11 protein-coding genes are annotated in these 14,246 nt (G+C 49.1%); 10 read left to right on the top strand and 1 reads right to left on the bottom strand.

The window, feature by feature from the left end:
* Positions 1-178 precede the first annotated feature (178 nt).
* The 9 genes from SPTER_RS20155 to SPTER_RS20115 all read left to right on the top strand — a co-directional run bounded on the left by SPTER_RS20155 (position 179) and on the right by SPTER_RS20115 (position 9,841).
* Complete coding sequence (locus tag SPTER_RS20155; RefSeq protein WP_144352040.1) at positions 179-610, top strand: EamA family transporter; 432 nt, start codon at positions 179-181, stop codon at positions 608-610.
* A 235-nt stretch (positions 611-845) separates the two neighbouring features.
* Complete coding sequence (locus SPTER_RS20150; protein WP_144352039.1) at positions 846-2,450, top strand: PucR family transcriptional regulator; 1,605 nt, start codon at positions 846-848, stop codon at positions 2,448-2,450.
* A 236-nt stretch (positions 2,451-2,686) separates the two neighbouring features.
* A complete protein-coding gene (locus SPTER_RS20145; protein WP_170233345.1) occupies positions 2,687-3,853 on the top strand; it encodes a branched-chain amino acid ABC transporter substrate-binding protein in 1,167 nt (388 codons plus the stop codon).
* A gap of 28 nt (positions 3,854-3,881) precedes the next feature.
* Positions 3,882-4,805, top strand: coding sequence for a branched-chain amino acid ABC transporter permease (locus tag SPTER_RS20140; RefSeq protein WP_170233344.1), 924 nt, complete (start codon positions 3,882-3,884; stop codon positions 4,803-4,805).
* A gap of 12 nt (positions 4,806-4,817) precedes the next feature.
* Complete coding sequence (locus tag SPTER_RS20135; RefSeq protein ID WP_144352036.1) at positions 4,818-6,035, top strand: branched-chain amino acid ABC transporter permease; 1,218 nt, start codon at positions 4,818-4,820, stop codon at positions 6,033-6,035.
* Positions 5,974-6,750, top strand: coding sequence for an ABC transporter ATP-binding protein (locus SPTER_RS20130; protein WP_144352035.1), 777 nt, complete (start codon positions 5,974-5,976; stop codon positions 6,748-6,750). Before SPTER_RS20135 ends, SPTER_RS20130 begins: the two co-directional genes overlap by 62 nt.
* Positions 6,744-7,463 carry an ABC transporter ATP-binding protein gene (locus SPTER_RS20125; RefSeq protein ID WP_144352034.1) on the top strand — a complete coding sequence of 240 codons (720 nt, stop codon included), beginning with the start codon at positions 6,744-6,746 and terminating at the stop codon, positions 7,461-7,463. The genes SPTER_RS20130 and SPTER_RS20125 overlap by 7 nt, the downstream gene beginning before the upstream one ends.
* Positions 7,464-7,465: 2 nt before the next feature.
* A complete protein-coding gene (locus SPTER_RS20120; RefSeq protein WP_144352033.1) occupies positions 7,466-8,620 on the top strand; it encodes a M20 family metallopeptidase in 1,155 nt (384 codons plus the stop codon).
* 456 nt (positions 8,621-9,076) lie between these two features.
* Positions 9,077-9,841 (top strand): serine hydrolase, encoded by a 765-nt coding sequence (locus SPTER_RS20115; protein WP_144352032.1) that lies wholly within the window; start codon positions 9,077-9,079, stop codon positions 9,839-9,841.
* Positions 9,842-9,916: 75 nt separating this feature from the next.
* Here SPTER_RS20115 and SPTER_RS20110 read toward each other — a convergent pair whose 3' ends face one another.
* Positions 9,917-12,148 carry a TonB-dependent receptor gene (locus SPTER_RS20110; protein WP_144352031.1) on the bottom strand — a complete coding sequence of 744 codons (2,232 nt, stop codon included), beginning with the start codon at positions 12,146-12,148 and terminating at the stop codon, positions 9,917-9,919.
* A gap of 604 nt (positions 12,149-12,752) precedes the next feature.
* On the opposite strand from SPTER_RS20110, the gene abc-f reads away from it, so the two are divergent.
* Positions 12,753-14,231 carry a ribosomal protection-like ABC-F family protein gene (abc-f, locus tag SPTER_RS20105; RefSeq protein ID WP_144352030.1) on the top strand — a complete coding sequence of 493 codons (1,479 nt, stop codon included), beginning with the start codon at positions 12,753-12,755 and terminating at the stop codon, positions 14,229-14,231.
* The last annotated feature ends 15 nt before the right edge of the window (positions 14,232-14,246 follow it).

Here is a 14,246-nt window from a genome sequence, read left to right as displayed (position 1 = left end):
GTGGCAGCACGCAACCTAGAATGTGCTTACTTGCGCCTACTGCCATAACGGCAGTAGGCGCATTTGTTGTCCGGCTGTCGGGAATCATTAGCGGCGGCCAGCGGCAACTGGCTTATATACCATGGCCAAGAATTAATTTGTCCGGTTATACTAGAACTTTTATTGTAAGGAGGAAATCATGGACCATTTATGGCTGATATTTGGCCTGCTATCGGCATTTAGCGCTTCCTTAGTCGGGATTTTTGGCAAGCTTGGCTTACAGTCAGCCGACCCTAATGCCGCTACGGCGGTACGGGCGGTTATCATGGCTGTCTTTTTGCTGGCGGTTGTCGTTGCCCAGGGCAATATCCAACAAATTCCCGCGATTATTGCCGATAAAAGAGGACTGCTGTATATTGCTTTGAGCGGGCTTGCCGGTGCCCTGTCCTGGCTGTTTTATTTCTGGGCCTTAAAATTCGGCAAGGTTTGCCAGGTAGCTCCGATCGATAAGCTCAGTGTTGTGATTGCCACTGTGTTGGCTGTCGTCTTCCTCGGCGAAAAAATAAATTTTTTAAATTCTATCGGTGTCGGGCTTATTGCCATTGGCGCGCTGATTGTGGCAATCAGTTAAGCTGCGGCCAGGCAGTCAATGTAACGGCGAAATAGAGAACTTCTGTCAAATTTTCTACAGATTTGGCAGGAGTTTTTTATATTTAGGGTAATTGTCTTAGATAAAGTAGTGTGAGGGATCTGTGTTCCCCAGTAGCCTTGGCACAAGGCGCAACTATTGAAGCTGTCAGTGCTGGCTTGATGCTGGAACATAACTGCGGCAGGATAAAGGCGGGTTTAGGGAAAGAAGGGGAAAAATGGCCATTACAGTGAAAGCGTTATTGTCAACGCCGGCATTTGCTAATTTTGAGGTTTTGGCAGGGAAAAGCGGCCTGGACCGAATGGTGACTTCAGTTTCCGTCATGGATGCTCCGGATATTCACAATTGGATTAGGGGCGGGGAAATCCTCATGACAACCGGGTATATTATGAAAGACGATACGTTGAAATTTCTGGATTTAATTAAAAATATTAATCAGGCCCGGGCGGCGGCATTGTTTGTCAAGATAACAAGGTTTATTGACACTTTACCGGCAGAGGTCCTGGCGTTAGCCGAAGAACTGGCCTTTCCGATTGTATATATGCCGGTAAATCTCGCTTTTATCGATGTCATCCATCCTGTCTTGTCCCAAATTGTCAATGACCAGGCCCGGCGGCTGCAGCTTTCGGAAAATATCCACCGTTCTTTCACTAACCTGGTATTAAGCGGCGGCGAAACCGAGCAAATTATCAATACCCTGGGAACAATCATCGACCGGGACGTCGCTTATTTCGACCTTTACTTCAAAAAAAATTATATTGCCGCCAAAACACCCCAGTTCCGGGACAGTATATTGAACACGGCCCTGGAAGACCTTTTGCTGCAGTATATGAGCTATCCCATACGAATCGACAACAGGGTTTTCGGGTATCTGCTTTATTGCCGGCGAGAACAAGGCAGCAACACCGACGACTGTGACGACATTGCTGTCGAACATGCCAGCACGGTGTTAAAACTTAATGTACAGAAGAAAATATCGAATTTGGAGATTGAATACCGCTATAAGAATGAATTTATCCAGGATCTGATTATGAACAAAATTAAATACCGTGATGAAGTGACCAACCGGGCCGGCTTGTACGGCTGGGATTTTGCCCAAGGCCTGACGGCCGTGCTGGTTGAAATTCACGGCTTTAAGGCAAGCTATCTCGAGGCCGGCCACTGCCAGGCTATCGAGTCGCTGGAAATGACGCGTGAACAGATTTTTGCAACCTGCAAGCTGTTGATAAAACAGAACTTTGCGCCGCTGATTTTTGCCAGCCTGAGTGACAGTATCGTTTTTTTAATTGAGACGCCGGCCTTGCCTATGAGTGCTTTTCACAGCCAGTTAGCGGCTGTTTGCCGGGAAATTGAAACAAATGTGGAAAAAAATCATCACTTCTTTGTCATGATCGGTATTGGTAATCATAAAAAATCCGTAATGGACGTTCATTTGAGTTATCAGGAGGCAAAAACGGCAGTTCAGATTGGCCGATTACTCTATAAGCAAAATAAAACGGTTTTTTACAAAAACATTGGTGTGTATAAACTGCTGGCATCTTTATATAATACGGACGAAGCCAGAGAATTTTGTGATTTATCCATTGGTAAGCTGAAGCAGTATGATAAGAAATACGGCACTCAATTCTTGCCGACGCTGGTTTGTATTAATGACTGTGGCTGGAATTTAAGAAAAACTGCGGAAAAATTGTACATTCATTATAATACCATTAAATACCGGTATAAAAAGATTGCCGACATTCTCAATAGTAATCTTGACGATAGTGAGGAACGCTTTGCTATGTCACTGGCGATTAAACTCTTTCGTATGTCCGATGAGTAATTTTGTCTGTAAGGGACATTAATTTCAATATTTATTTATACCATAGAGACAATGGATTATTTTCCTGCTTGCTATAAAATAGAAGCATACCATGTAATCACATACTTTTGTGCTGCACAATGAAGTGTCGATCGGAACTGTTTCCGTATCGGCACTTATTTTTTATCCGGGAGGTGTGCGCCGGCGAAGCTGGCAGGGGGCATGGTTGTAATTTTTTTAAAGGAGAGGGAATTTTTATGAAAAAATGGGTTATCAGTCTGACGCTTGTCATGTTTGTGCTGGCAGGTGTGCTTTCCGGCTGTGGCGGCAGCACCAATAAAGTTGCCAAGATTGGCTTTGTCGGTCCTCTGACCGGCGGCAACGCTGCTATTGGTGTGGGTATGAAAAACTCGGTGGAATTGGCAATTAATCAGGCCAATGCTGCCGGCAAGCTGCCTTATAAACTTGAGCTTGTGGCAGTGGATGATGCCGGTGATCCGACAACTGCTGTTAACGCCGCGAACAAGCTTACCTCAGACCCTAATATTGTTGGCGTTGTGGCTCATTTTAACAGCGGCGCGGCTTTGGCCACCGTGCCGGTATTTCACAAAAACGGCTTGTCTGCCGTTATTGCCGCAGCCATTCACCCCAACATTACCAAAGACGGCTTTAAAGAGATAACCCGGGTGATAACAGCCGCCGATATCCAGAATGAAGTGGCCGGCAATGTGGCTGCAAAAGACTGGGGCCTGAAAACCTTTGCCGTCATCCATGATAAAACCGACTACGGGAAAACCAATGCCGAACAATTTATTGCCTCAGTCAAGAATAATGGCGGCGAAGTGGTTTCCTTTGACGGCGTTTCGGTGGGGCAACAGGATTTTTCCGCGCTTCTGACTACCATTAAAAGCAAAAATCCCGACATGGTATTCTTTGGCGGCGTGGCCACCGAAGCGGCTCTTATTAAGCGGCAAATGACGGAATTGAAGCTGGCTGCTATTTTCATGAGCGATTCGGGGATTCTCTCCGATACTTTTAACAAGATTGCCGGACCTGCCGCTGACGGCACGCTCGCTCACGGTATCGGCAAACCGCTTGAGGATTTGCCGGGCGGCAAAGATTTCATCAAGGCTTATGCCGATGCCAAATATGCGGAACCGCACGAGGCCTACGCCCCCTTTGCTTATGATGCGGCCAACATCATCATTAAAGGCATTGAGCAGGTTGGCCCTGACCGGGCCAAGCTTGTCGAGGCGATTCGGGGTATAACAAATTTCCAGGGCATCCTGGGCGAGACCACGTTTGATGAAAAAGGGCAGACCCGCCTCAAGATTATTACGACCTATATCAGCGAAGATGGTAAATGGGTCCCGTATTACCGTTCGACACTGAAAGTAAAAGATAAACAGATCCAGAAGAATTAAGTAAACTCTGGGGAATGGAGTGATGCTCTTGTCGGGCGAACTTATCATACAACAACTGTTAAACGGCTTGAGTCTGGGCTTTATGTATGCGCTGATTGCGGTTGGCTTTACTTTGTTTTTTGGCGTCATTGAGGTTGTTAACTTTGCCCATGGCGAAGTATTTATGCTGGGAGCCTTCTGCGCCCTGGTAGCCAGTGAGGTTTTGCTGGCAACAGGCTTGCTGTCCGGTTCGATACTCTTTTTTGCCCTGGTTCTCCTGGCGGTATTGGCAGCAGGCGCAGCAGTGGGGATAGCCATGGAAAAAGTGATTATAAAGCCGCTGCGCAATGCGCCGGAGATTATGACATTGCTGATTACGCTGGGAGCATCCATCGTCATGCGGGAATCCATCATGCTGTTCTTCCCCAACGGCCGCAATCCCCAGCCGTTCCCCCTGTTAATCGATATGCCGGGTTTGACCCTGGGCGGCATTTTTATCAAGCCTGACGTGATTTTAACCGTCCTGCTGGCCGGCGGACTCATTACCGGCTTGTACCTGCTGATCGAAAAAACAGCATTTGGCCGGTACATCAGAGCCACTGCCCAGGACCGGGAAGCCGCTATGATGATGGGCATAAAAGTGAACAAAATATTTCTCATTACGTTTGCTTTGGGTTCAGCCCTCGGCGCGGTCGCCGGACTCATGAACGGGATGGCCTACGGCATCGTTAAGTTTAACATGGGCTTTGTTATCGGGATTAAAGGCTTTGCTGCCGCCGTTGTCGGCGGTTTAGGCAATGTTTACGGAGCTGTTGCCGGCGGGCTGCTGCTGGGCTTCATGGAAATTTTAGCGGTTGCGCTGATTCCGGACGGGTCCCGCTTTCAGGAAAGCATCAGCTTTGTGGTCGTCATTTTGTTTTTAGTGTTCCGGCCGGCGGGAATTTTTGGTGAACGCGCTTATGAAAAGGTTTAGGAGGAACAGTGTATGTCACTAAAAATTCTGCTGACAGAAATCATCGGTTATTTGCTCTTTCTGGGCTTTGTCAATATAGAAAACCCGGTTGTTGTTATTATTTATGTTTGCGGGGCGGCCCTGGCTTTTTTCGGATTGCTTTGGTGCCGGCGGGCCGCCTGGGATCAGCTGAAAGAAGAGTTCCGGCATAACCTGGGACAAGCCACCGTCATTGCCTTTGGTCTGGCCCTGAGTTTCCCCTTTCTGCTGGCGGGAAATGCATATTGGCTGCAGGTCATTAACCTGGCGCTGCTGTATGCGGTAATGGCCCTGGGCTTGAACTTTATGACCGGCAGAGCCGGGCTGGTTTGTCTTGGTTATGCCGCCTTTGTTGCCATTGGCGCCTATGTTGTCGGCATCCTTACGCTGAAAGCCGGTCTGTCTTTCTGGCCGGCGCTGCTCTTAGCCGGTCTCATCGCCAGTTTGTTCGGCATCCTGTTAGGGCTGCCTGCTCTCCGGGTAAAGGGACACTATCTGGCGCTTGTTACCATTGCTTTCGGGCTGATCATTCAGGAGCTGCTATTAAACATGGAGGGACTGACCGGCGGCACCAACGGGTTAATCAATATTCCGTCGCCGTCGATCCTGGGACATGACCTCGGATCGCCTCTGAATCTGGGCTTTATTCAGTTTCCCTTTCAGGCCAACTTTTATTACCTCAATTTAGCGATTCTTGCTCTTTCGGTCTGGGCCATCTATAAACTAAGTCATTCTTTTTTCGGGCTGTCCTTAAATGCGATGCGCGAAGATCAGCTGGCCGCTCAGTGCTATGGGCTTAACCTGACGCTGTTTAAGCTGCTGGCGTTTGCGGCCGGTGCTTTTTTCGGCGGCATTGTCGGCGGCGTATATGCCGGCATGATTAATTTTATTGCGCCGGAAAACTTCGGTTTTCAGCAGTCCACACTGGTATTAAGCATGATCATATTCGGCGGCCTGGATTCAATACCGGGAGCTGTTCTCGGGGCAATATTCCTCACGGTTTTCCCGGAAAAGTTTAGAGCCTTTGAAGACTTCCGCCTGCTGTTTTATGGCATTGTTATCGTTGCCTGCCTGCGGTTTATGCCGGAAGGCGTATTGCCGTTTAAACACCGTATCTTCAACCCAAAATCACAGAATCAGGAGGGAGAACATGGAACTGCTGAATGTCAAGGACCTGACAATTCGCTTCGGCGGCCTGGTTGCGGTAGATAATGTAAACCTGACTTTGGGGGTTGGGGAGACACTGGGGGTCATTGGGCCCAATGGCTCGGGCAAAACGACATTGTTCAATTTGCTGTCAGGCATTTATGCGCCGACCAGCGGCAGTATCACTGTCAATGGCGCGCCCAGTCACGGTTTGCGGCCTGATCAGGTATTCAAACTGGGGCTGGCCAGGACCTTCCAGAATGGACGGCTGTTTTGGAATCTCAATGTTGTGGAAAATGTTATGATGGGGATTGCCGAAGTGCGCAAGCTGCCAGGGATCAGTTCAGTCTTTGCCAACGGCGGCAGCTCCGGCGATAAGGTTATGCAACAGGCTATGGAGATTTTAAGCATCTTCGGTACCCTGCTGACCAGCCAGGCTCACAAACTGGCGAAAGATTTACCCTATGCCGACCGCCGGCGGTTAGAAATTTGCCGGGCGCTGGCGTCGGAGCCAAAAATTCTGCTGCTTGATGAACCTTCCGCCGGGATGGATGCGGTCGAAACCGAAACCCTGATGCAGGATTTGAAGAAAGTGAAAAATACGCTGCCGCACTTATCTATTATTGTTGTTGAACATGACATGGACTTTATTAAAGGCCTGGTGGACCAGGTCATGGTGCTGAATTATGGCCGTTGTATTGCCTGCGGGTTATTTGATGATGTCGCCAGCAATGAGGAAGTGCTGCGGGCTTACCTTGGTCAGGAGGTGACGGCATGCTGAACCTGACAAATATTTCGACCGCGTATGGCGCCATTCCGGTACTGAGAAATGTGTCGCTCGCTGTTCCCCAGGGTTCGATTACCTGCCTCCTGGGCAGCAACGGCGCCGGCAAAACGACTGTAATCCGCACCATCCTGGGTTTGGTCCAGCCTTTGGCCGGCGAGATAACCTTCCTCACCCAGCGGCTTAATTCTTTACCTACCGATGAAATCGTCAAGCGCGGCATCGCCGTGGTGCCGGAAGGCCGCCGCGTATTTCCGAAAATGACGGTGGAAGATAACCTGCTCATCGGCGCCTGCAATATCACAGATCAGCAGAAAGTCCGGCAAGGCCTGGCAAGGGTGCTGACACTGTTTCCCCGGTTAGCCGAAAGGCGGCGGCAGAATGCCGGCACCATGAGCGGGGGCGAACAGCAGATGCTGGCCATGGCCCGGGCCTTAATGAGCTATCCGAAAATAATGCTGCTGGATGAGCCGTCACTGGGCTTAGCGCCGTTGCTGGTCAATGAAATATTTAAAACCATCGGTCAGATTAATCAGGAAGGCATTACCATCCTGTTAATTGAACAAAACGGTTTCAAGGCACTGGAAATGGCACACCAGGCTTATCTGTTGCAAAAAGGCACGGTTGTTATGGAATGTACCGAGGCCGATCCACAGGCCAAACAAAAAATTGCTGAAGTGTATTTGAAACAACACAGCAAAGGAGAATAAGCATGCTTAATGCAGTTAGCGGGGAAAGTGCCCGCGAAGCCGTTGATCTGCTCAAGTCAATACTCCGCATCAACACGACCAATCCGCCAGGCAAGGAATACCAGCTGGCAATATGGCTGGCAGCGTGGCTGGAGAAAAAGGGCGTTGCCAGCCGGGTCGTTGATTTGGGAAATGGCCGGGCCAATCTTATTGCCAGGCTGAGCGGTTCTTCCGGCCAACCGGCCTTATTATATACCGGGCATTTGGATACCGTTCCTCCCGGCGATCTGGCCTGGGATTACCCGCCCTTCGCCGCCGAGCAGGCCGGCGATCTTATTTACGGCCGGGGCGCGTCCGATATGAAGGGCGGCCTGGCGGCCATGATTTTTGCTTTGAGCTGGCTTAAGCAAAATGACATTACTCCCGGTCAGGATATGGTTCTGCTGGCAACGGCCGGCGAAGAGGTTGATTGCTGCGGTGCGCAGGCGTTTTGCGATGGCGGCGGCATGAACGGTATTGGCGCTGCCGTTGTGGGCGAGCCTTCCAACGGCGATGTTATCGTCGCCCATAAGGGGGCGGTCTGGCTGGAGATCGTTACCAAAGGCCGCACCGCTCACGGCTCCATGCCGCATCTTGGTATCAATGCCGTTGTTCATATGAATGCCATTGTGTCCAGTTTATATCAACGCTCCTTCCCCGTTCAGCCGAACGACTGGCTGGGTCTGCCCACTTTTAGCGTCAATAAAATCCAGGGCGGGGTGGCGACCAATGTTATTTCCGACAATTGCACCTGCAGTATTGACTTTAGGCTCATTCCCGGGCAGACGGCCAACGACGTAACGGCTATGCTGCAGGACATCATTCAGGAGCTTACGCCTGCCTACCCGGAATTGGCGGCCGAACTTAAAATAGTAAACTACCGTCAGCCGGTTGCCTGCCCGGAAGGTCATCCGATCATTGACAAAGCTCTGGCCTGTGCCAGGCGCATTTCAGGCACCCCCGTCAACCTGCGGGGCGTAAACTTCTATACAGATGCTTCCACTTTGCTGCAAGGGCTCAACCTGCCTGTTATTTTTTACGGACCCGGTGATGATGCCCAGGCGCATCAACCCAACGAATACATCTCGGTGACGAAGTATTTGGAGGCCATTAATTTTTACACCAATTTTGGCCGGTAAATATAGGTAGTAACAGAGCGAGAAAACAAGAAGGGCTGACAATGTCAGCCCTTTATTTAATCCACAGAATTTATAAATAAATTCTGTGGACATAAGAACGACGATACCCTAAAGGGGTATCGTCCTAAAGGATTTGGCACAAGCCAAGTCTTTTCTTATAAGATCAGAAAGTATAAGCTGAGAGGCTGAAAGTACTTATAAAACAAGGGGAGCTAAGGTCAATGCCCGGTTTGGGCAAGGAGACGGCGTCCCCGTAACCCCGGCAACCCCAAGCGGTTTTTTATTTTGTATAAAGGAAATTCTGAAGTATCACAGTTTAGTAGCATGGGCATTCCTGCGGACCGACCTGATAGACATAGCCATTGCATTCTTCATGCGGGGATGGCTGTCATAATTTCGTCATAATTTTATTCTATACTAATTTAGGTAGAAAATGGATTCTTACGAGGTGGTTTCATGCTGAAAAAAATTGCGTTATTACTGGTTCTGCTGGCGGCTTTTACGGCCCCTGTACTGGCAGCTTCCCCGCTTGAACGGGAAATCCAAAATGATTTAAGAAATTTTAAGGGCCGGATCGGGGTTTTTGCCAAGAATCTGAACACTGGCCGGACGATCAAATTTAATGCGGACGACATATTTCCTACGGCCTCCACCAGCAAATTAGTAGTTGCCTTAGCGACCTATAAGTACTTGTATCCTCAGGCCGCACCGGCTAAGGCCGGCCAATATGACCGGCAAATAAAGCTGATGATGACGGTTAGTGACAATAACTCATTTCAGGAATTGTTAGAGGAAATGGATAGCAGCCACAAGGATGTCCTTGCTAAGACTGTCAAGAATCTTAGACTGCGCAAGACCAAAATACATAATGAAGATGCCTTTCGGAAATATCAATATCATAGCATAACCACACCCTACGAAATGGGGAAAGTGTTCGAAAGAATATATACAGGCAAATATCTGAATAAAAGCAAAAGCGAACAGCTGAAAAACGAACTGGCTAATACGATTTATAATGACGAAATCCCGCGCTACATGCAGACCCCGGTCTTTCATAAGGTGGGTGAGCTGGATGCAATACTTTGCGATGTGGGGGTAATCCAGGATGGCCATGATCCGATCCTGATCAGCTTTTTCACAGCGACTGCGGATCATACTTATGCCAGCAATTTTATTGCCAGCCAATCGGCAAAGCTTTATAACGCCCTGCGGAGAAAATAGCAGCAAGCCAGCCTGATAAGTTTGTCACATAACAGGCTAGCTTGGTTGTAAATCAGGCCCCGGGGAAAGAACTGATTATAGCTGCATGGCAGCCGACAGCTTAACGGTGCGGGAGTTGGCTAACGTGACATACCCGTCGGCAAAGGAGCCGCTCCAGTAATTCCTGTCAAACAGATTTTCGACACTGAGCCGGTAGGTGACCGGGACCTTATTTATCACGGTTTTGTACCGCGCGCCGATGTCAAAACGCACCCAGCTTGGTATTTCCACCGTATTTGTGGAATTGGCATATTGTGAACTGCTAAACACTGCCCGGACGCTTAAGGCTAAATCAGGATTCCAGGGAGTATCCCATTCCACGCCCAGGTTGGCTTGATATTTGGGGACGCCGTACGGTGTATTGCCTTCTTTCGTACTTACCTCGCGGGTGTATTCGGCGCGCGTATAGGCGATGCCGCCCAGCAGCCGCGTTCTGTCGTTGATTGCGCCAAAAGCGCTCCATTCAATGCCGCGACTGCGCTGTTCCCCCTCATCGCTCATAGAATAGCCGCCAGTTTGCGTAATTCTAATCAAAGTTGGTTTTTCGATCTGATAAAAACTCAGCGTATTGGCAAATGTACCACGGTCCCATTTTACGCCAAATTCGAATTGTTCGCTTTTGTATGGTGCAAATACTTCGTCATAGTTTAAGGCAGCAGGATAGGTATCGCCTACTCTCAACCCCGGGCTCAGCCCTTCGATATAATTGGCATACAGGGATACGGGAGCGTCCCACGGCTTGACAACCACCCCGATTGCCGGAGTTGTTGTACTCTTATCATACTTCGATGTTAAGACACTTGCAGTGTTGAATTTTTTTGTTTTCACGTTTTGCCGCCGTACTCCCAGCGTTAACTGAACCTTTTCCTCGTTAAAGGAAAGCGTGTCGGCGATAAACAGGCTGGACAGGTTGGTTTCTTCGGTTTTATTTGGCCTCACCGACGGCCCCATTTCCGCCAAAATGGAAGTAAGCGATGTCGGGTTGTAGATGTTGGTCGCAATGTTAAGCCTTGAAGGGTTATTGGTTCTGCCGAAGTCCTGGTGCATGGAATTGTAGCCGACAACAAGCTCATGGTCGACCGCACCCGTCCGGTAGCTGCCGCGCACGCCCAAGTCGGAGGTGATGACGTCGGACCACATGTACTGATTATAGAGATTGAGCGAGCCGTCTCCGTTAGACTGGAATTTCCGGACGTGATTGCCGGTGATAAAGCCGGTTCCCCTGCTTGCTTTCTTCCCGATACTGGCATAGGCCGTTACATTGTTCCGCACATCATATTCGCTTTTAAACAGAACACCATTATTCCGGGAGCTGCCCCAGGTTTCTTTAAACGCATTGGTCGAGCCGTCCGGCGCTTGTACGTAGCCGTTCGATAATTCATAACTGGAGGCCGAGCCGTTGTCATATTTTTCCTGCGAGCCGTAAGCATCCAGGGACAGGCGCCATCTGTTGTGGCGGTAATCCACGCCCAGGGCGCCCAGCAGCCGTTCCTTGGACTGGCCGTCGGTTTCGGTGTCGCCGTCGCCATAAACGCCGTTGAAGCGAATGCCCCATTTTTTGTTTTCGCCGAAGCGGCGCCCAATGTCGATATGGCCGCCCAACTGGGACGAGGAGGTATAGCCGGCGGTAAAGGCGGTGATGTCCTCCTCACCGGCGCGCTTGGGCACCAGGTTGATGGCGCCGCCCACCGAGGTGGACGCGCCGCCGTAGAGGAAAGAACTGGGGCCTTTCAGCACTTCCACCCGTTCCAGAAATTCAACGGGGGCATGACTGTCCGGTGCCAGCCCTTGCAGCCCGTTAAAATAAAGATGGTCATTACCAACGCCGAAGCCGCGGATGGTATAGTTTTCGTTGATATGTCCGTTCGGGGTGGTGAACCGGATGGACGGATCAGTGATGAGCACGTCGTACAGGGTGGCGGCCTGCAGGTCTTCCATGGTCTGGGCGGTAAAACTGGTGATGCTGAAGGGCGTGTCCATGAAATCCTTGTTGCCCAGCACGCCCACGTTGCCGCCACGGGCCACCTGGCCGCCGGTGTAGGCGGGCGGGAGTGTTTCACGGCTGGCGGTGACTTCGACTCCCTCCAGGGTAAATTCACGTTGTCCGGCCGTTGTGTTAACGGACGAAGCCTGTCGGGCGGTTTGTTCAGCCGCCGGAGCCGGTTCCGGCGTTTCTTCCGCATAAGTTATCGGCGCATGCCAAAAGAGGCTGCTGCCAATCAGGGCATAGAGCAGTCTCTTTCTGGTACGGGACATTTTTTTCTTCATACTGTTCGACTCCTTTCGCACATCTTAGGTTGCGTCCTTGCGTGGTAGGTTAGTTATGATTGCAAGCGGCTAATTGAGGATTAATCTCAATGCTTAACCAATAGAATAGCAAGAGCAGGCGCCGGAGTAAATGGATATATTCCCAAACAGGCCTGGACTATTTCCCAAACTGCAAAAGAATAATCTGGTGTTCTGGCGAACAAACATACCGGTACCGGACAGCACAATAACTGTATACCACGGCCACAGGGCGTTTGTTTCTGAAAACATTTTTGGGGTTCAAGTTATCTGCAAACAATCAAAACATCCCCAGTTGGAATGTTTTGATTGTTGAATTTTGTAAAGCAGAATGCTATAGTATTGATAACTAATGTGATTGGAGCTGAAGAGATGTAATTTTTCTTGCTAGTATACGGCTTAACCGAATTATAGGGGCAGAAATGCTGCTTATTTTGGTGCGCTTAGGCAAGAAAGTTACTAATTCTTTTCACTCACAGAATACCTCGTCGTGTCCAAGGACTGGGCTTGGCTTTTGCTGTATTTATGAGCTGCAAGAATTTAACTTTCTTGCAGCTCTATATTTTTTATACAGGAGGAGTTAATTATGTCGTTAATAAGCGTTACAAAACTGACCTTTGGCTATGACGGCAGCTATGATAATATATTTGAAAACGTAAGCTTTCAAATTGATACAGATTGGAAATTAGGCTTCACCGGCCGAAATGGCCGAGGCAAAACTACATTTCTCAATCTGCTGCTTGGCAAGCATGAGTACAGCGGGACGATTGCGGCCAAAGTAAACTTCGAATACTTTCCCTTCCCGGTGACCAACCCGGAAAACAACACCATTGATGTAATTGAGAATATCAATCCGGACTGCCTTCCCTGGCAGGTTATGCGCGAGCTATCCTTGCTGCAGGTGGCAGAGGACGTTGTATACCGCCCTTTTGCTACCCTTGCCAACGGAGAGCAAACAAAGGTGCTGCTGGCAACCTTGTTTCTTAAAGAGAATAGTTTCCTGCTGATTGACGAGCCGACGAACCACCTTGACAGGGAGGCGAGAAAAGCTGTCAGCGATTATCTCCAATCTAAACGGGGCTTCATTTTGGTATCTCATGACCGAGCCTTTCTGGATAACTGCGTTGACCATATCCTTGCCATTAACAAAACAAATATTGAAATTCAAAAAGGGACTTTTTCGTCCTGGTGGGCAAACAAAAAGCAGCAGGACAGTTTTGAGCTTGCGGAAAATGAAAAGCTCCGCCAGGATATTGCCCGCTTGTCTTCTGCCGCCAAACGTACCTCTGATTGGTCGGATAAAGTGGAGAAAACAAAGATGGGTACAAGGAATTCAGGCTTAAGGCCCGATAGAGGTTATATAGGCCACAAGGCGGAAAAGATGATGAAACGCTCTAAGGCCATTGAAGCAAGACAACAAGCGGCGGTTGCGGATAAGGGCAAGCTGCTCAAAAACATCGAGAGCTCTGAGCGGTTAAAAATTTCCCAGCTTGGTTTTCATGCCGACCGATTTATCGAGCTTGAAAATGTAGCTGTGTTCTATGGTGACAAGACAGCTTGTAAAAGCGTAAGTTTTACCATTGAGCAGGGGGACAGACTGGCTCTCTGCGGTAAAAACGGATCAGGCAAGTCGAGTCTTATTAAACTGATATGCGGCGAGGATATCACCTATACAGGTACTTTCCGCAAAGCAAGCCAGCTTAAAATAGCCTATGTTTCGCAGGATACTTCTTATCTTAGCGGCAGTTTAACCGACTATGCCAGAGAGCATGCTATTGAGGAAAGCTTATTTAAGGCTATTTTAAGAAAACTTGATTTTTCCAGAGTACAATTTGCCAAGGATATGGCTGCTTTTAGTGGCGGACAAAAGAAAAAGGTACTGATTGCAAAAAGCCTGTGTGAAAAAGCGCATTTGCATATCTGGGATGAACCGCTTAATTTTATCGATGTTGTTTCCCGCCTGCAAATCGAAGAATTGCTGCTTGCCTACGCGCCAACAATTCTGTTTGTAGAGCATGACACTGAATTTTGCAAAAATATTGCAACAAAGATTGTTGAATTGTAAGGAAGCTTTTTTCCT

Source organism: Sporomusa termitida, assembly GCF_007641255.1.
GTDB classification, from domain to species: domain Bacteria; phylum Bacillota; class Negativicutes; order Sporomusales; family Sporomusaceae; genus Sporomusa; species Sporomusa termitida.
This window is presented reverse-complemented; position numbering and strand designations above follow the sequence as displayed.

Excerpts from the sequence above, each read along its gene's own strand:
- SPTER_RS20150 (WP_144352039.1), top strand. The coding sequence starts at position 846 with ATGGCCATTACAGTGAAAGCGTTATTGTCAACGCCGGCATTTGCTAAT.
- SPTER_RS20120 (WP_144352033.1), top strand. The coding sequence starts at position 7,466 with ATGCTTAATGCAGTTAGCGGGGAAAGTGCCCGCGAAGCCGTTGATCTG.
- SPTER_RS20115 (WP_144352032.1), top strand. The coding sequence starts at position 9,077 with ATGCTGAAAAAAATTGCGTTATTACTGGTTCTGCTGGCGGCTTTTACG.
- SPTER_RS20155 (WP_144352040.1), top strand. The coding sequence starts at position 179 with ATGGACCATTTATGGCTGATATTTGGCCTGCTATCGGCATTTAGCGCT.
- SPTER_RS20125 (WP_144352034.1), top strand. The coding sequence starts at position 6,744 with ATGCTGAACCTGACAAATATTTCGACCGCGTATGGCGCCATTCCGGTA.
- SPTER_RS20135 (WP_144352036.1), top strand. The coding sequence starts at position 4,818 with ATGTCACTAAAAATTCTGCTGACAGAAATCATCGGTTATTTGCTCTTT.
- SPTER_RS20130 (WP_144352035.1), top strand. The coding sequence starts at position 5,974 with ATGGAACTGCTGAATGTCAAGGACCTGACAATTCGCTTCGGCGGCCTG.
- SPTER_RS20110 (WP_144352031.1), bottom strand. The coding sequence starts at position 12,148 with ATGAAGAAAAAAATGTCCCGTACCAGAAAGAGACTGCTCTATGCCCTG.
- abc-f (WP_144352030.1), top strand. The coding sequence starts at position 12,753 with ATGTCGTTAATAAGCGTTACAAAACTGACCTTTGGCTATGACGGCAGC.
- SPTER_RS20145 (WP_170233345.1), top strand. The coding sequence starts at position 2,687 with ATGAAAAAATGGGTTATCAGTCTGACGCTTGTCATGTTTGTGCTGGCA.